Annotated in this window: 16 protein-coding genes; 11 read left to right on the top strand and 5 right to left on the bottom strand. The window is 53.6% G+C overall.

From position 1 onward, the window contains the following. Positions 1-44 precede the first annotated feature (44 nt). Both FRY98_RS12305 and FRY98_RS12300 read left to right on the top strand, forming a co-directional pair. Positions 45-1,337, top strand: coding sequence for a 6-phospho-beta-glucosidase (locus tag FRY98_RS12305; RefSeq protein ID WP_148452104.1), 1,293 nt, complete (start codon positions 45-47; stop codon positions 1,335-1,337). Positions 1,338-1,346: 9 nt separating this feature from the next. Then, entirely contained in the window at positions 1,347-2,360 is a 1,014-nt protein-coding gene (locus FRY98_RS12300; protein ID WP_148452102.1) for an N-acetylglucosamine kinase, read from the top strand. Positions 2,361-2,439: 79 nt separating this feature from the next. Here the strand turns inward: FRY98_RS12300 and FRY98_RS12295 are convergent, their stop codons facing one another. After that, the gene (locus FRY98_RS12295; RefSeq protein WP_148452100.1) at positions 2,440-3,483 is read right to left on the bottom strand and encodes an HD-GYP domain-containing protein; all 1,044 of its coding nucleotides are present in this window, start codon (positions 3,481-3,483) and stop codon (positions 2,440-2,442) included. A gap of 225 nt (positions 3,484-3,708) precedes the next feature. On the opposite strand from FRY98_RS12295, the gene FRY98_RS12290 reads away from it, so the two are divergent. Genes FRY98_RS12290 through FRY98_RS12275 form a run of 4 tightly spaced genes read left to right on the top strand, consistent with a single transcriptional unit; the run spans position 3,709 to position 7,904 of the window. Next, on the top strand, positions 3,709-5,322 hold the full coding sequence (locus tag FRY98_RS12290) for a spore germination protein (protein WP_148452098.1): 1,614 nt from the start codon (positions 3,709-3,711) through the stop codon (positions 5,320-5,322). Next, positions 5,322-6,527: a Ger(x)C family spore germination protein gene (locus FRY98_RS12285; protein ID WP_148452096.1), complete on the top strand. Its 1,206-nt coding sequence runs from the start codon at positions 5,322-5,324 to the stop codon at positions 6,525-6,527. The genes FRY98_RS12290 and FRY98_RS12285 overlap by 1 nt, the downstream gene beginning before the upstream one ends. A gap of 15 nt (positions 6,528-6,542) precedes the next feature. Then, complete coding sequence (locus tag FRY98_RS12280) at positions 6,543-6,758, top strand: hypothetical protein (protein ID WP_148452094.1); 216 nt, start codon at positions 6,543-6,545, stop codon at positions 6,756-6,758. 24 nt (positions 6,759-6,782) lie between these two features. Beyond that, a complete protein-coding gene (locus FRY98_RS12275) occupies positions 6,783-7,904 on the top strand; it encodes a GerAB/ArcD/ProY family transporter (protein WP_148452092.1) in 1,122 nt (373 codons plus the stop codon). Between the two features lie 12 nt (positions 7,905-7,916). Here the strand turns inward: FRY98_RS12275 and FRY98_RS12270 are convergent, their stop codons facing one another. After that, a complete protein-coding gene (locus FRY98_RS12270; RefSeq protein ID WP_148452711.1) occupies positions 7,917-8,762 on the bottom strand; it encodes a prohibitin family protein in 846 nt (281 codons plus the stop codon). A 133-nt stretch (positions 8,763-8,895) separates the two neighbouring features. Here FRY98_RS12270 and FRY98_RS12265 point away from each other — a divergent pair, with 133 nt between their 5' ends. After that, positions 8,896-9,732 (top strand): GNAT family N-acetyltransferase, encoded by an 837-nt coding sequence (locus tag FRY98_RS12265; protein ID WP_148452090.1) that lies wholly within the window; start codon positions 8,896-8,898, stop codon positions 9,730-9,732. 5 nt (positions 9,733-9,737) lie between these two features. Here the strand turns inward: FRY98_RS12265 and FRY98_RS12260 are convergent, their stop codons facing one another. Continuing rightward, on the bottom strand, positions 9,738-11,465 hold the full coding sequence (locus FRY98_RS12260) for an ABC transporter ATP-binding protein (RefSeq protein WP_148452088.1): 1,728 nt from the start codon (positions 11,463-11,465) through the stop codon (positions 9,738-9,740). A gap of 250 nt (positions 11,466-11,715) precedes the next feature. On the opposite strand from FRY98_RS12260, the gene FRY98_RS12255 reads away from it, so the two are divergent. Together FRY98_RS12255 and FRY98_RS12250 are read left to right on the top strand one after the other, a co-directional pair. Beyond that, a complete protein-coding gene (locus FRY98_RS12255; protein ID WP_148452086.1) occupies positions 11,716-12,579 on the top strand; it encodes a class I SAM-dependent methyltransferase in 864 nt (287 codons plus the stop codon). 13 nt (positions 12,580-12,592) lie between these two features. Further along, positions 12,593-13,348 carry an RluA family pseudouridine synthase gene (locus FRY98_RS12250; protein ID WP_148452084.1) on the top strand — a complete coding sequence of 252 codons (756 nt, stop codon included), beginning with the start codon at positions 12,593-12,595 and terminating at the stop codon, positions 13,346-13,348. Positions 13,349-13,483: 135 nt separating this feature from the next. Here the strand turns inward: FRY98_RS12250 and FRY98_RS12245 are convergent, their stop codons facing one another. Together FRY98_RS12245 and FRY98_RS12240 are read right to left on the bottom strand one after the other, a co-directional pair. Then, entirely contained in the window at positions 13,484-13,891 is a 408-nt protein-coding gene (locus FRY98_RS12245) for a MarR family winged helix-turn-helix transcriptional regulator (RefSeq protein WP_148452082.1), read from the bottom strand. Positions 13,892-14,082: 191 nt separating this feature from the next. Further along, positions 14,083-15,153, bottom strand: a complete 1,071-nt coding sequence (locus tag FRY98_RS12240; RefSeq protein WP_148452080.1) for a branched-chain amino acid aminotransferase — start codon at positions 15,151-15,153, stop codon at positions 14,083-14,085. Between the two features lie 218 nt (positions 15,154-15,371). Here FRY98_RS12240 and FRY98_RS12235 point away from each other — a divergent pair, with 218 nt between their 5' ends. After that, complete coding sequence (locus tag FRY98_RS12235; protein WP_148452078.1) at positions 15,372-16,253, top strand: LysR family transcriptional regulator; 882 nt, start codon at positions 15,372-15,374, stop codon at positions 16,251-16,253. Positions 16,254-16,937: 684 nt separating this feature from the next. Continuing rightward, positions 16,938-17,693 carry a formate dehydrogenase accessory sulfurtransferase FdhD gene (gene fdhD, locus FRY98_RS12230; RefSeq protein ID WP_225038497.1) on the top strand — a complete coding sequence of 252 codons (756 nt, stop codon included), beginning with the start codon at positions 16,938-16,940 and terminating at the stop codon, positions 17,691-17,693. Positions 17,694-17,738 lie beyond the last annotated feature (45 nt).

Genomic DNA, 17,738 nt, shown 5'->3' with positions numbered 1-17,738 from the left:
GAAAAGTTTGGAAGTTCACGTCATAACAACAAAGGATGGTTTCCATGCACAAAAAGTTAAAAATCTCCATTATTGGAGCGGGAAGCACCTACACGCCCGAATTGATCGAGGGCATCCTCAAGCGCAAGGAGTCGCTCCCGATCACGGAACTGGTTCTCATGGACATTGACGCCCGCAAGCTTGATATTGTAGGCCGCCTCTGCGAACGGATGATTCTGGCCGAGCAACTGACCTGCCGTGTCGTCAGAACGGCGGATCTGGACGAAGCGCTTCGGGATGCCGATTTTGTGCTGGGGCAAATTCGTGTCGGAAAGCTGGCCGCCCGAATCCTCGACGAGAAGATTCCGCTCAAATACAATCTAATCGGGCAGGAAACCTGCGGTATCGGAGGTTTTTTCAAAGCGATGCGAACCATACCGGTCATGCTGGGGATCGCGCAGCGGATGAAGGAACTGTGTCCGGACGCCTGGCTGATCAATTTCTCCAATCCCGCCGGCATTCTTACGGAAGCTCTGCTGAATCACAGCGAGATAAACATGCTGGGGCTGTGCAACGTTCCTTTCAACATGTTTAAGAGTATTCGTGAAACCTTGCAGTTGGACCACCCGGAGATCACGTATTTGGGACTCAATCACCTCAGTTGGATCACCGCGATTGAACAAGATGGTAAGGATTATCTCAAACAGGCGCTCGAGATGGGCTTGAACAGCGAGGCGATGAAGAATATTCCTTCGAGCGGGTTCAGCAAGGAATTGATTCAAATGGTCGGGGCCATCCCATCCTCCTATCTCGAATACTATTATTTCAAGAACAAAAAGCTGGACCTTCTCCGCTCAAGCGAACTGAGCCGCGGAGAAAAATGCGTGCAGATCGAAGAAGAACTCCTGCAAATCTACTCCGACGCCGCGCTGCATACCAAGCCCGAGCTGCTGTCCTCCCGGGGCGGGGCCAATTATTCCGAAGTCGCGATCAGCCTGGTGGATGCCATTTACAACGACAAGCAGGAAGTTCACGTCGTGAATGTATTGAATCACGGAGCGCTTGATTTCATGGAAGATACGGATGCCGTGGAAGTCCGGGCGGTCATTGGACGGGACGGGGCCAAGCCCATCAAAGTGGAGGGCTTTGAGAACCGGCATATCATCGACTATATGCGCATGGTCAAAGCCTACGAGCGCGAGACCGTGACCGCGGCCGTGACGGGAAGCGAAGACGCCGCGATGCGGGCCCTGCTCATGAATCCGCTGGTCGGCGATTACGATGCGGCCTACGCCTGCTTCCAGGAGTTGAAAGAAGCGCACAAAGCTTATTTGCCTCAATTTTATCCCGAAAGCTAGGTTCCGGCCATGAATAACAAATATGTGATCGGCGTGGACGGCGGGAACAGCAAGACGGATTATTTTCTGTTTGACCTGGACGGCAATTATATCGATCATCTTCATACCGGCACGTGCAGCCACGAACGGTTCCCCGACGGATATGCCGGTGCCGAACGGGCCATGAAAGACCAACTTCATCAGTTGCTGGCCTCCCACGGGTTGAGCCCGCAGACGATTACCGCCGGTTCCTTTGGCTTGGCGGGGGCGGATATCCCCCCGCAGAAAGCCAGACTGAACGAAGTTGTCCGGCGGCTGGGAATGACGCACTTTGCGCTCGATAACGATGCCTTTCTCGGGATTAAGGCGGGGAGTGAAAAAGGCTACGGCGTCTGCTCCATCAACGGGTCGGGGATGTCCACTGCAGGGATATCCCCTGCCGGGGAACGCCTGCAGATCGGCGGGGTCGGCAGCGAGCTGTCCGGCGACGAAGCCGGCGGGTTCTATTTGGCCAGGCGCGTATTGCGGGCGGTGTACGACTTCTTGTACCGGCTCGGTCCCGAGACGGCCATGACCGAGCCGGTCATGGAACTGCTGCGCATTCCATCCAAAGCCGGTTATATCGAAACCGTGCTGGAAGGCTCGGTAAAGCGAAGCTTACCCACGACGGAACTGGTTCAGATTTTGTTCCGCGCCGCCGATCAAGGGGATTCCGCGGCGCTTGAGATCGTTGACCGCTCGGCGGAGCAGCTTGCCCGCTCCGCCGCGGGCTGCCTGAAGCATTTGAATTTCGATGACGATCAGGAAGTCGACGTCGTTTTGGCCGGTTCCGTATGGGTCAAGGTCGAGAGTCCGTTGCTGTTCGACAGCTTCAGGCGTAAGATGGAACAATTTACCCGGGTTCCGTGCCGTTATACTTTCCTCCAGGTTCCTCCGGCTGCCGGTGCCGTCCTCTGGGCGTTGGAACTGGCGGAGGGATCCCCCGTGAAACCGGAGCTGCGCCGCAAGGTTATCGAGCATATCCAGGGCGTGCAGCTCTCCTAACGATATCGAAAGTTCATTCTAAAACAGCCGGTTACCGCTTTGTAGCGGTAACCGGCTGTTCGTCTTTTTCCAAAAGTTATCACATAAAAATTTCTTCCAGGGTCAGTTGGCGCTCGACGGATAGGTCGAGGAACTGTTCGTTCACCTTCACCAAAGGCCGGAAATAATCGCTCGGATTGTTCCAGACGATCATCGCGGTCTCCCCGTTGCTCAGACGGGCGTGCTTACCCACAAAATGCGGAAGCAAATGGCGAACGAGCGCCTGCACGACCTTCTCGTTCAGTTCCCCGAAGCCAAGCTCGTACACCTCGCGGAGCACGGCCAACAGCCCCGGCCGGCCTTTCAACCGGTCCGGCGCCGTCATCTCGACGTACATGTTGGCGACCGCCACAATTTTGGAATAAGGATGAATCTCTTCCGCCTTAAGCCCTTGCGGGAAGCCGGTCCCATCCTCACGTTCGTGATGCTGCAGCGCGACGAGCGCGGGCACCTCGTCAGGCATGGAATCGCGGATAATCTCATAGCCATAGCGGGTATGCCGCCGCATCTCATCCAACTGCGCCTCGTTCAACGGTCCGGTGTGATTGCGCAGTTCCTGGCGGATTTTGCTTTTACCGATATCATGAAGGCAGCCCGCCTTGCTGATCTCATAGCACTCGTCCCGGCTGTAGCCGAGCCAGGATGCGATGTAGTACGACAACAACCCAACTTGCAGGGCATGGTTGTAAAGGTTGACGTCTTCTTCACCGAACGTAATCAGCAGGGAGACGACATCCTTCTTCTGGTCGATGATTTCCAGCATCGGCTTCAGCTTGTCATCCACCATCGATTGATTAAATTTCCCGGTGGTCAGCGCCTCCAGAAATATGGACTGATAGCCTTTCACTGTGGAATCGAAATTATCCTTCAGCAGCTTCTGAAAATCGGATCGATCCAGCTGGGAAAGGACCGTACCGTCCTCCCTAAGCTCGATATCGACATAATCGATGCTATGCCGAATCAGAAGTGCAATTTCTTCCTTATGTATACTTGTTCCCTTTGGCAGAACGTGTAGACCGGCGTTATTAAAGACGTCCGTCTTTAATCGGTCCCCGTCCTGCAGCTCCATGACGTGGGTTCTCACGAAAGGCCCCCTTCCTTCTCATCTCTACTTCGGTTCTCTCCATCTGCGATTCTTGATGTCACGCCCAACAGGCCGATGTATTCAGGCTATATCATAAATATCGATCAAATGACCCCATAATTAAATAGTTCCAAAGTCTGTATTTAAATCGGTCGAAAAGAATAATTTTCCTGCTTCCCGCAAATCTTTATAGTGTCAACCTGCGTGAAAAGGAGGTCTCTCGTCTTGCCATTTTGGAGAAAAAAACGACAGGCGCGGCACGGCGGCACGAAAGATTCAAATCAGGAAGCCGCGGCCAAAGGGAATAAAGCGGGTCCCTCTTCTGCTTCGAATCCAGAACATGCTTCGGGCGACGCCAGCCTGAGTCGGCGTCTGGACCGGATTCAACAGCAGCTCGATCTATGCTCCGATGTCATCTACAGGCAATTTGTTCTCGGCACCGGCCAGGCGTGCGTGCTGATTTACCTGCGCGGGATGATCAGCCAACCGTCAGTCCAAAACTTTATTATGAGGAGTCTCCAGGCAGAGGCCAAAGAACTGGAAGGGGACGACATTTACCGCTTTTTGCTGGATGATAAGGGACTGGCGGTTTCTCAAAATAAAGTGGTTACGGACCTTAACGCGGCACTGGACGCGGTGCTGGATGCCGGCGCCCTGCTGATCGTGGATGGAGACCCGCGGATGCTGACCTTTTCCATTTCAGCCTATCCGACGCGTTCCGTCAGCGAAGCCCCGAACGAATCCGTCATCCGCGGGCCGCGGGAAGCGTTCATCGAGGATCTGGAGATCAATCTTACCTTATTGCGCAGACGGCTTAAAAATATAAACTTCAAATGCGAAGCGCTTAAAGTCGGGACCGAAACGAAAACCGATATCGTCGTTGCCTTTATCCGGGACGTGGCCAAGCCCGGCATGGTTGACGAGGTGAAGCGGAGACTGTCCTACATCGACATCGACGGGGTGTTGGGCGCTTCCTATCTGGAGGAAGCGATTGAGGATAATCCCTATTCCCCCTTCCCCCAAATGCAGTATACCGAAAGACCTGATGTGGTTGCCGCCTCATTGCTGGAAGGGCGGATCGCCATCATAGTCGACGGAACACCGATAGTATTGCTGATCCCGGTCACTTTGTCGATGCTGCTTCAGTCGGCTGAAGATTACTATCAAAGATTTGTAGCGGCGACATGGATTCGTTGGATACGTTACATCTTCGTGCTCGTGTCCCTTTTGCTGCCTTCCCTATATATCGCGATCACCACATTTCATCCGGAAATGATTCCGTCGCAGCTTCTTTATACGCTTGCCGCTTCCCGGGAAATCGTGCCCTTCCCGGCGCTGCTCGAGGCCTTTATTATGGAGCTCGCTTTTGAGGCGCTGCGCGAAGCGTCCATTCGGATTCCCAAGGCGATCGGACAGGCCGTCTCCATTATCGGCGCGCTGATTATCGGAACCGCGGCGGTGGAAGCGGGGATCGTGTCGGCGGCTATGGTCATTATCGTGTCGTTGACCGGGATCGCCTCCTTTATTATTCCGCACTTTGACCTGGGGCTGGCTTTTCGGCTGCTGCGGTTTCCCATCATGTTTTTGGCTTCATTGTTCGGTCTGTACGGCATCGCCTGCGGGCTGATTCTGATCTACATCCACTTGATCAACTTGAGATCTTTCGGCGAACCTTATATGGCTCCCCTCGCCCCTTTGGTCAATAGCGATTTGAAGGATACGCTGGTTCGAGCCCCTTGGTGGCACATGCGCAAGCGCCCCCCGCTAACTACCAAGAACCATACTCGGCAAACCAACGACTCCAGGGGCTGGGCGAAAAAAAAGGGTGAGGGAAATTGATGATCCATAACAGATACAAGAACATAAGGTTGGCGTTCACCACCGGCCTGGCGATCGTCATACTGATCGTAACCGGGGGCTGCTGGTCCTCCAAGGAGATCAACAGCCGCGCGTTTGCCCTGACCATGCTGATAGACCGGACCGAAAACGGAGAGTTCGAGCTGACGATCGGCTTCCCGCTGCCCAACCGGATGATTCCCGGGCAAGCCGGCGGATCTGGACAAGCCAAGGGGGAACCTTTCTCTTTTATCACCAAACGGGCATCCAACATCGGCGAAGCGCTTCGGGAAATTCAGGTGGATATGTCGCGGACCATCTCGTTCGGCCAAACCCGAATCATTATTGTCGGCCGCAGACTGGCGGAACAGGGGCTCGATCCCGTACTGGAGTTTGTCAACCGCCAGCCCGCCTTCCATCTCAGCGCGAATCTGTTCGTCACGCCCCAAAGTTTACGCGATATTAGCTATACTCCTTTAATTTTCGAACGATTCGTCTCGGATATTTTACGAAAATACATTAATCAGCATGTCACCCTGGACACGACGGTCAAAGACTTTATCATGGCCGGATATCAAGGCGGCGATATCCTGCTTCCTCTCCTGAGCTTCAGCAAGCAGCCCGAGGTTGAAGCCCAGACTTCCGAAAAGGAAAGATGGATGGGGACCGGTGGAGCCGCCATCTTCAGCAAAGGTAAAATGTCCAACGTGGAGCTGAATCCGCAGGAATTACGGGGGGCCCTCTGGATCAGTTCCCAGTTGACCTCCTCTATCGTCACGGTGAATTCTCCCTCCGGCGGGGAAGACATCAGCTGTGTCGCCCAAAATATCGGCACCAAACTGAAGCCCGTGATTCGCGGAGGAAAGGTCGCTTTTCAAGTCCTCAGCCAAGCCAGCGCGTATGTTCTTTCCTCCAACGCTTCGGTCGACCTGAAGGATCCCGATAAACTTGAAAAGATCGAAGACCTGATGGAACAAGACATCAAGGCCCGGTTGGAAAAGGTGCTGGCCAAAACGAGAAAGGCGCGGTCCGACGCTTTTTTGATGAGCCAATATCTCGATTGGAGATACCCGAAGGTCTGGAGGAAAATCGAGCCCGAGTGGCGGGAGTACTACGCAGCCGAATTGCCGATTGAGGTTAAAATCAAGATCAAGTTGGACCGAACCGGAGGCATCACCCGTTCGGTCACGCAAAACAACTACAAATAACGGGGGGATGATCAAATGCTCTGGATCGGAATATCGTTTGTGGTAATTATGGGATACCAATGGAACCAGCAGCGTAAAAAAGGAGGGGACCGGGCACACCGCCGGATCGTTCTGGCCGTCTCCTTCCTGCTGTTTCTATTGGCCGAAGTTCAATTTATGCTGAAAGACCGGTGGAATCTGCCGATGCTGTCCCAATCGATCAGTAAGACGGTGGAATCCTGGCTTTTTTGAATCCAAAATGCGGAGGCCGCTCACATGTATAAATCCGTTACTTCCAACCAAGTTTTTTCGCTTTATAATTTATACATCTTTACCACCGTCATCGCATTTCTTCTGGGCATTATGATTTCTGGCGGCGGTTATTCGGCTCCGGCGGCTATGGTTCTAGGCGCCTTTGTGGGACTGATCCTGGTTTACCCCGCCTATAAAATCGCATCTTCGAGGCCGGACGAATTTCTTGTCCAATACGGAAGCGAACTCGTGGGCCGCTGGCTGCATGTCTTGTTTATTACGATGATCATCGGTGCCCAGCTCCTGCTCGCGGCCGTAAACCTGCGTCAGTTATCCGACTTTCTGCTGTCCGTGTATTTGATCGGAACGCCGCCATGGGCGGTGGCCACCATCTTTTCCATCTGCATCGCCTACGCGGTTCGCAGCGGAGTGGAAACGATTTTCCGCATCGCCCAAGGAATCTACCTGATCAGCGCCCTCGCTTTCATCGTCATCCCCATCCTGGCGATGCAGGAGATCCAAGGGGACATGCTGATCGCGCTGGTGACTCACTTATCTCTTCAAGATATCGGCTCCGGATCTTATTTGATGGCCGTCATGCTGGGAGAACTTGCCTATTTGTTTCTGGTTTTTCCCTATTTGAAAACTCCCAAAAAAGTGTATCGCACTTTCTTCTTCACCACGCTCAGCTCTTTGGTCATTATCTTGTCTCACACGATTCCGGTGCTGCTGACCTTCGGCCCGGAGCTGGGCGCGAACCTGACTTATCCCGACATGGAGCTGATTCGGTTTATTCGGGTAGGTTCTTTTATCGAGACGCTGGACCCTGTTCTGATTATCCTGTGGTTAACCAGCATTTTCGTCAAAATCTCCTTTATTATTTTCACGGCATCCTTATGCATTGCCCAGTTGACGGGGGTCAAGGATCACAAGCCTCTCACCTTGCCGGTTACCGCTTTTTCCGTTATTTTCTCCCTAACGATCGCCAAATCGCATACGGAGCTGACCAAGTTTTTGGTGGAGGGAACCGCTCCCGTGCTCATTGTCACGGAATTTCTGATTCCGTGGGTTTACTGGATCGCCGGAGCCGTACGGGGGTCCGGACGAAACGAAAAACCCGCCGACGGCAAGTCGGCGGATTCGTAAGCGAAAGCTGAATCAGGGCTGATTGGTAAACGATTGGATATCGATGAACGGCGTGGCTCCCCCCGTAACGGACGGGAGGCGTCCGTCCCATTTTTCGAGGGCCTTCTCCTGAACTTCGATCTGTTTTAACTGTACCAGTTCCGGCGTAACCTCCTGCTTTTTCAGCTTGAGCGACTCCGCCTCGGCTTGCGCCTGAGCGATCTTCTGCTTCGCTTCGATTTCGATCCGTTTCAAATCGTTGCTGGCTTTCAGCGCCTGCTGCTGGGCGACCTGCTTCGCTTCGATCGATTGATTGAAGGCATCGGAGAATTTGAAATTGACGATGTTGATTTCGTTGACGATCAAGTCGTATTTGGCCAGACGGTTCGTCAAATGCTCGCTGATTTCGCCCGCGACAATATCGCGTTTGGCGATCAAATCCTCAGCTTGGTATCTTGCCGTCACCTCCTTGACGATTTCCTGAACGGCCGGGTTAATGATGACGGCGTCTACGTTTCTTCCGACATTGTTCATGAGGTTATAAGCGGATTCCTTGTTCACGGAGTAGTTCACCGCCACATGCGTGGATACCGGCTGCAAATCCTTGGAAGATGCGCTCGTATCCGTCTCCGCCTTGGTGACCTGCGTGTTGACCTGGATGACCGTCTGAAAAAACGGAATTTTCAAATGAATTCCCGGGGACAAAATATTGCTGTCCAGTTTCCCGAACGTCTTATAAAGTCCCACATGTCCGTATTCGACTTGCGCAAAGCTGTTGGCCCCTACGACCAGGACGATCAGGCCGGCAACGGCCGCCGTCGTTATTCCCCCCAACTTAAAATTCCTCTTGGTTCCCGGATTCTTCTTCACAGTCTCCATGTCCAATCCCTCCGTCTCCTGATATCTCCCGTTTAACGGTTATAGTAGTAGTACGGGAAAACGGCGAAATGGTGTCACACGTGCTTTTTTTCCAAAAACCGGCTAGAATACTCCCGAGAGGAAGTGATTTAGCGTGATCGTTACAAACCCGTTTAACTGGGAGGACGTCAAAGAGCTGCAGCGCATTTGCGAAGCCCGCGATTCCATCGTGCTGAAGCTGAATTGGGACACGCTGCTGTCCCGCAAACCCGATGAGAAAGCCGATTGGGCCGAATATCGGAATGGCCGGCTTATCGGCTTTTTGGGATTTTACGATTTCGGCAGCTCGGTGGAACTTTGCGGCATGGTCCATCCGGAGTACCGGCGTCAGGGGGTATTTACCGGACTGCTGCAAAAAGTTCTTACTCCGGAGCGCTTAGCGAAATATAAGCAAATTTTATTAAACGCGCCTGAAAACAGCGAATCCGCCAAGGCTTTTTTGAATAGCGTGCCGTTTACCTACGACTTTTCGGAGTATCAGATGAAGTACGAGCCGAGCGGGGATCTCTCGCTGCCCGTCCGGGAAGATGTAATCCTGCGTCGTGCGGAGGCCAAGGATGTCCCTGTGCTCGCCCGGTTCGACAGCGACGGCTTCGATATGCCGCTGGATGAGTCCCTGTCCTTCTATGAAAATTACGAAACGGTCGCGGAGAATGAGCTTTTGATGCTCGACGATAATCCGGTCGGCAAGCTCCGGGTCTCCCGGTCCAATGGGGAAGCCTGGATTTACGGATTTGCCGTCTCCCCGTCCTATCGCGGACACGGCATCGGATCCGCCGCCCTCCGCGAGGTTGTTCGCCGCGAAACGGCGTCCGGCTGCGAGGTATGGCTGGAGGTCGCGCTGGACAACCCGAACGCCATGCGGCTGTACGAATCCACCGGTTTCCGGACCGTTCGGGCGCAGAACTACTACCGCTACAACTTTGCCTAAACGGGCTATACGTTTTGCAAGCTTCCGAACTGGGCCTCATACAAGCGGCTGTAATGCCCGCCCGCCGTCACCAGCTCCTGGTGGCGGCCTTGTTCCGAAATGCCTTCCGCCGTCACGACGACGATCCGGTCGGCATTTTTTATGGTCGCCAGCCGGTGGGCGATGACGAGCGTGGTGCGCCCTTCCGCCAGCTCCGCAAGCGATTGCTGGATCGCCAGCTCGGTTTCCGTATCGAGCGCGGAGGTCGCTTCGTCGAGAATGAGGATCGGCGGATTCTTCAGAAACATGCGCGCGATGGCGAGCCGCTGTTTTTGTCCCCCGGACAACTTCACGCCGCGCTCGCCGATCACCGTGGCCATGCCTTCCGGCTGGGCCAGGATGAAATCCTCGAGCTGCGCCCGGCGCGCCGCCGCCCAAATCTCCTCTTCGTCCGCGCCCAGCTTGCCGTAAGCGATATTGTCCCGGATCGTGCCGGAGAACAGATAAACATCCTGCTGGACGATCCCGATATTGCGGCGCAGCGACGCCAGGGTCATACTGCGGATGTCCTGGCCGTCGATCGAGATCCGGCCCGCAGTCGGTTCGTAGAAACGCGGCAGCAAGCTGCACAGCGTCGTTTTGCCCGCCCCGGAAGGACCGACGAAGGCGATGGTTTCCCCCGCCCGAATCCTCAGGCTGATATCGTTAACGACCGGCGGTCCGTCGTCGTAGCCGAACGTAACCCGGTCGAAAGCGATATCCCCTTTGAGCCAGCCGGCGTCGACCGCTTCCGGCGCATCGGCCACATCCGGCGCGGTATCCATGATTTCAAGATAACGCTTGAATCCGGCGATGCCTTTGGGGTAACTTTCGATGATGGCGTTGATTTTTTCAATCGGGCGGATAAACACGTTGGCGAGCAGCAAAAAGCCGATAAATTCCCCATAGGACAACTCGCCGCGAATGACGAACCACGTACCGCAGACCATCACGAACAAAGAGACGAGCCTCATCAGCATGTAGTTCACCGACAAGCTCCCGGCCATAATTTTATAAGCGCGAAGTTTGGTTTGCCGGTATTCTCCGTTGTTTTCCTCAAACAACGCCTTCTCATGCTCTTCATTGGCGAACGCTTGAACGACGCGGATCCCGCCGATGTTCTCTTCCACGCGGGCGTTAAAATCGGCGAGGGCCGAAAACAGGCCGCGGTAGGTTTTGGTCATTTTTCCGTTAAAATATAAAGCCGCCCAGACAAGGATCGGCACGATCAGGAAGGTCAGCACCGCCAGCTTCCAATTAATACCTAGCATGAGCAGGAACGATCCGACCAGGGTCATTCCGGCGATAAACAGATCCTCCGGCCCGTGGTGCGCGACCTCCCCGATATTGTCGAGATCGTTGGAAATCCGGGACATCAGGTGGCCGGTCTTGTGATTGTCATAGAACCGGAACGACAGCTTCTGCAGGTGGTCGAACATTTTTTTTCGCATATTCGTCTCGATATTGACCCCGAGCATATGTCCCCAGTAAGTCACGATGTAATTGAGCACCGTATTGAGCAAGTAAACGCCCAGCAGCGCGGCGGAAGCCCAGAGAATTAGAGTCCAGTTCTTGCCGGGAAGCAATTCGTCCACAAAATGATTGACGGCCACGGGAAAGCCGAGTTCCAGCAAGCCTGCGACGACCGCGCAGGTAAAGTCGAGAATGAACAACTTTTTATAAGGCCGATAGTATGTAAAAAAACGGCGAAGCATGAGCGCATCTCTCCTCCCATCTATACTTTTCAAAACAGACTATCACAGAACCCCCTTTTTTCAAAGTACTTAAAACGTCTATATTTAAAAAAGCCGGAAACGACAGGGGAACAAGTTTTTCGCGGATGCTGGCATGCCGATAGAAAAATAAGGTACAATAACTAGCGAACTCTACATTAAGGCAGCGATTATTGATTCGGGCGGTCCGCGAAGGGCCGTTCTTTTGAAACGGAAGGAAGGTTTAAGTCACATGTATGTAGCGAACGACTGGAACGATTATGAGGTTATCGATACCGGGAACGGAGAGAAGCTGGAGCGTTGGGGCGATGTCGTGCTGCGCCGTCCGGATCCGCAGATCATTTGGCCCATCCGGGACGAAAACAAGGAGTGGCAAGATGTCCACGGCCATTATCACCGCAGCTCCTCCGGGGGCGGCCAATGGGAGATGAAGAAGCAGATTCCCGACCGCTGGACCATCTCTTACGATCGGCTCAAATTCTATATTCGGCCGACCAATTTCAAGCACACCGGCCTGTTTCCCGAACAGGCGGCGAACTGGCGCTGGATGATGGACAAGATCGCCGCGGCGGGTCGTCCGATCCAGGTGCTCAATTTGTTCGCCTACACCGGCGGAGCTACCGTGGCGGCCGCCTCGGCCGGCGCTTCGGTCGTGCATGTCGACGCCGCCAAAGGGATGGTGCAATGGGCCAAGGAGAACCTGACTCTGTCCGGTCTCGGCGACCGCCCCGTCCGTTTTATCACGGACGACGTGTTTAAGTTTGTCCAGCGGGAGCAGCGGCGAGGCAACAAATACGATGCGATTATTATGGACCCGCCGTCCTACGGCCGGGGACCCGGAGGCGAAATGTGGAAGCTGGAAACAAGCCTCTATCCGTTCGTGGAGTCATGTCTCTCCATTTTATCGGATACCCCGCTGTTCTTCCTGATCAATTCCTACACGACCGGGATCTCGCCGACCGTGCTGCACAACATCTTGTCCATGACCGTCAAGAAGCAGTACGGCGGACGTATCACGGCCGGAGAGCTGGGGCTACCGATTACCCGGTCCGGTTTGAATCTTCCATGCGGCATCTTGGGCCGCTGGGAGGACTGAGGAGGGCGGTTTCATGCGTACTTCAGGCGAGCCGGGCATGACGATCCTTTACGAGGACAATCATCTGCTCGGTATCGAGAAGCCGGTCAATGTCCCCACCCAGGAGGATGCCAGCGGAGATCCCGACTTGCTCAACCTGCTAAAGGCGGATATTAAAGAAAGGTACGGGAAGCCCGGCAATGTGTATCTGGGTCTCGTTCACCGGCTCGATCGGCCCGTCGGCGGGGCCATGATCTTCGCCAAAACGTCGAAGGCCGCGTCCAGATTGTCCGATGCGGTGCGGACGCGCGGTTTCGAGAAGGGCTACGTGGCCGTCGTCCGCGGAATTCCCGCCCAGGCCAGCGGCACCTTGACCGATACGCTGCTGAAAGACGAGAAGACCAACACGGTCCGCGTGGTCAAGAAAGGCACGCCGGGGGGCAGAGACGCGAAGCTCGATTACCGGGTGTTGGGCACTTCCGTTCAGGACAATTTGTCCCTGGTACAAATCCGGCTCCATACCGGAAGATCCCATCAGATTCGCGTGCAGTTCAGCCATCTGGGCTGCCCGCTTTACGGCGACCAAAAATACGGAGCCGCCTTAAACAAGCCCGGCGAACAGATCGCCTTGTGGTCGCTTTATGTAGGCTTCCCCCATCCGGTCAGCAAGGAGATGATCGACCTGGTCTCGCTTCCGCCCCGCTTGTATCCTTGGAATCTGTGGGAAGATCGGCTGTATCGCGGGGTCGGCGAAGCCTGCAAATCGGGCGGCATGGCCGGAGAAATGTGATCCTCGGAAGAATGGCGTGATGGCGTGAGAAGTTGGAAATCCTATTTTTATCGTAAAAAAATGCGAGCTGCCGGCTGGAGTTCACGCTCCTCGGCAACTCGCATTTTTACTTTCGTCAAAGCCCTGCACAGCCGGTTATTTTCCGGAAATTTTCCCTAATAGGTAGACGAGAAGCTGCTGGTTGTGGGTAGAAATCCGGTCCAGCACCCCGCCCAAGTACGCTTCTCTGACCTGTACGCCCCGTTCCGCCTCGCGTTTGCCTTTCTCCGTGATCGAAACCCACACGATCCGGCGGTCGCCCTCATCGCGGTCCCGGCGAATCAGTCCCCCCCGCTCCATCCGGTCAAGCAGCATCGTTACCGCCGCCGGCGTGGTGGACAGAAAGGGGATCAATTCGGACGGCTTCAGCTTGCCTTCACGCTCCAATACCTCCAGTACGGTCAGTTGGGACGTCGTGAGCGCGGGAGCCAATTCCTCCTCCATATGCGTCTGGTAGTCCTTCATGATCATGCCCAGCAATTTAGCAAATTCCGCAGTATGCATGACTTCCCCCCTATGTAAGGTCAACTTCAAGCCGAGATCCGTCTCATGTCTCATTCACGTCATGAATATTCGACAACCGCTTTGAAATTCCTTCCTGATTCCCATTGGAACTTCAGCGGAAGGCAAAAAACCGCCCGGCTGGGCAGCCGGGCGGCGGGTGGTCATGGTATGTGGTACAAAGCGGTCTACCGTTATTCCTGAATTTCTTTCATCCAGCCAAAACGGTCTTCCAGGAGTCCCTTTTGGATCCCCGTTATCGTATCGTAAAGTTTCTTGGCGTACTCTCCCGTGTTGCCGCCGGCGATGGTGATCTGCTCCTGCTCCCATTTCATCGTTCCGATCGGAGAGATAACCGCAGCCGTACCGGTGCCGAACGCTTCTTCCAAAAGGCCCTTCCGGGCGGCTTCAAACAGTTCCTCGACGGATATCTTCCGTTCCGTAACCGTAAGCCCCCAGGAGCGCAGCATCGTGATCACGGAATCCCGCGTGATTCCGGCCAAAATGCTGCCGGACAAGGCAGGCGTAACGACTTCGCCGCCGATTTTAAAGAAGACGTTCATGCTGCCGACTTCCTCGATGTATTTCTTCTCTACGCCGTCAAGCCAGAGCACTTGGGAAAAGCCTTGTTCTTTCGCCGTTTCCTGGGCCTTGATCCCCGCGGCATAGTTTCCCGACGTCTTGGCCGCTCCGGTTCCCCCGCGAACCGCCCGGACGAATTGATCCTCCACGTAGATCGATACCGGATGAATCCCTTCCGGGTAGTAGGAGCCCACGGGGGACAAAATTACGATCAGCTTGTACTCCTTGGCCGCCCGTACGCCAAGGCACGGTTCCGTCGCGATAATAAAGGGACGAATGTACAAGGAAGTATCGTCGCCGTCCGGAATCCAGTCCCGGTCCAGGCTGACCAGCTCGACGATCCCTTCCAGCACCGTCTCCGGATCGAACGGAGGGATGCTGAGCCGTTCGCAGGACTGGTTCATCCGCTTCATGTTCATGTCGGGACGAAACAGGGCGATCCGGCCGTCTTCCAGCGTATAAGCTTTCATGCCTTCAAATACTTCCTGGCCGTAATGAAGCACCATGGCGGACGGATCCAGGGAGATCGGTCCGTAAGGAACGATTTCAGGTTCCCGCCACCCTGTCTCCGCTGAATAATCCATCACCAGCATATGATCGGTAAAATATTGGCCGAAGCCCAGCTTCTCCGGGTCCGGTTTGGTTTTCGGCTGCTCGCGCCGTACGATTTGTATTTTGCCCACTGCGATTCGCTCCCTCTCTGTTCCGTTAACTTCTGTCACTAACTATACCCTTTGTTTTAGCATTGATCAATATTATGATATCAATAATTATCATAGTTTCTCTCTATGGATCGATTGCCCGTTTCATTTTTCGATTTTCCTAGCCAACACGGAGATTTTTCCATATCATAGATACTATCTATCAAATTGGTGATCAACCGGGATTGGAGACACTGCATATGGAGCATCGACTATTGGATTACTTTTTGGCGGTGGCCGAAGAGCTTCATTTCACGAAGGCCGCGGACCGGCTCGGCATTACCCAACCGACGTTAAGCCACCAAATCCGTTTACTGGAGCAAGAGGTAGGGACCCCGTTATTTCACCGTTCCGGGAAAAAAATCCACCTCACGCAGCCCGGCACGATATTGCTGGAACATACCAGACGGATTCTGCATGAGCTGGAGCAGGCCAAGCTGGAAATCGGCCAGATCGCCGGCCTTCAGCGGGGCAGGCTCCAGATCGGCTGCTCCGGCAACCATCTGCTGACCGATGCGCTCATTTCGTTTCACCGTCAATATCCGGGAATCGAGTTGAACGTGGTCGAACTGGCGACCGAAGAAACCCGTGACGGTTTGCTCGGCAACCGGCTCGATCTGGGCGTTGTCTTTTTGCCGCTGGAAGATGAGCAGTTGATCAACCTGCCCCTCTATGACGAGGAGCTTGTTCTTGTCGTTTCCCGCAGTCATCCCTTCTCGGACTTCACCGCGGTGAAGCTGGAACAGCTTGCCGAAATACCGCTAGTCCTGTTCCAGCCAAAGTTTTTTGTGCGGCAAATGATCGACACCGCGTGCCATGCGGTAGGTCTGTCGCTGAAGCCGGTCATGGAGCTGTCGACCATGGAGTCCCAGATGCAGATGGTTCAGCAGCATGTCGGCGGAACGGTCCTCCCCGCGTCTTATGCGGGAATGCTGGATTCCCCCGGGGTATCCGTCATTCCCTTAGCCGAGCCGGCCCCCCGAAAAAAAGTCGGTCTCGTCTACCGCAAACATACGTTCATGGACCCCAGCCTCCAGGCCTTTATCGAGCATTTGGCTTCAAGCCGGATTCCGGCCAGATAAGGAAACGTCCACAAATGCAATTTTAATCCCCCACCGACGGAGTCCACATCATTAACGGGAAAACTTCCCGTTAATTCACCACCCTTGGCCCTTCTATCGGATTTAGCTGGAAAAACTCCATCTATTTCGCGGCCCTATTGCCGATATACGCTATTTCGGGCGAATTAGCGGGAGGTTTTCCAGCTAATTCGCCTCTCCATCCGCTATATGCACCAAAATAACGGGAAGAATTCCTTTTAATTCAAATGAGCTGCAGGTGAAGAATGTGAAAAAACCTTTCCTTTCCAAGGCTATCAATTGCCCCATGTGTCGGGTTAAATAAAACTATGAAACCATTTTTGTTGATTCTATTGGGCTTGCAGCAACATGTATAAACACTAAAAAAGCCCGCTATTTCAATCCGTTTCAAATACATAACTCGCCTAGTCCTCTGACCCGTTATACCATAGCGTTCAACTCCTAAAATAGTTCTGATTCATGAAGAACGTAAAGGCTATATGTGAGATATTAAATTGACACTTATTATAAAAAGTGATGTAGTAATAACGTGTTTTAAAATGGTATTATTTATCATTTAAAGGAAATGTTGAGATGTTCAATTTCTAACGAAAAAGGATGATTGCATTGAAACTCGAATCCGAGCGGCATGGGGAAATTATACGTTACCGCAGTGGACATATCACGATGGAAGAAGATCTTATTGTTACGGAGCATCCGGTCACAATCAAAATAAACGGTGATGAATTCGTCACTTTGGTATGCACTCCTGAATATATCGAGGACATGGTAATCGGTTACTTGGCATCCGAAGGAATCATTAGAGGGTTCCAGGATATCAAGTCAATTTGGAGTCAGGAAGAAGAAGGTTTCGTCCACGTAACTATAGACCACTTAAGCCCATTGCACCGTCAGCTGTTTGCCAAGCGATATGTAACTTCCTGCTGCGGGTCTAGCCGGCATGGCTTCGTCTACATTAATGATGCCAGAACGGCCAAAATTGCGGACGGGGTACATGTGTCACTTTCGTTCGACGATTGTTTCCGCTTAATGGAGGAAGTGCAAACCGGATCAGAGCTGTTCCATCGCACCGGTGGCGTCCATTCTGCTGCAATTTGCGATGCCGGCGGGGTGCTGCTGGCCCGCAGCGACATTGGTCGTCATAATGCACTTGACAAAATTTACGGCTACTGCCTGAAGCAACATTTGAAACTCAATGACAAAATTGTTGTTTTCAGCGGACGGATTTCTTCGGAAATCTTATTGAAAGTAGCCAAAATAGGCTGTGAAATGATTTTGTCCAAATCTGCCCCCACCGGACTAGCGCTTGAGCTGGCGGAACAATTAGGAATCACCACCGTTGGTTTCATTCGTCAGAATTCATGTAATGTGTATACCCGTCCGGATCGGATCTCCGGCTGTCCCGCTTTCCCTCCTCCTTGAACCTCAATTTCAACCACAAAACTCACTGTTCTCTATTTTTACTTT

It is taken from the genome of Paenibacillus faecis (assembly GCF_008084145.1).
GTDB lineage: Bacteria > Bacillota > Bacilli > Paenibacillales > Paenibacillaceae > Fontibacillus > Fontibacillus faecis.
This window is presented reverse-complemented; position numbering and strand designations above follow the sequence as displayed.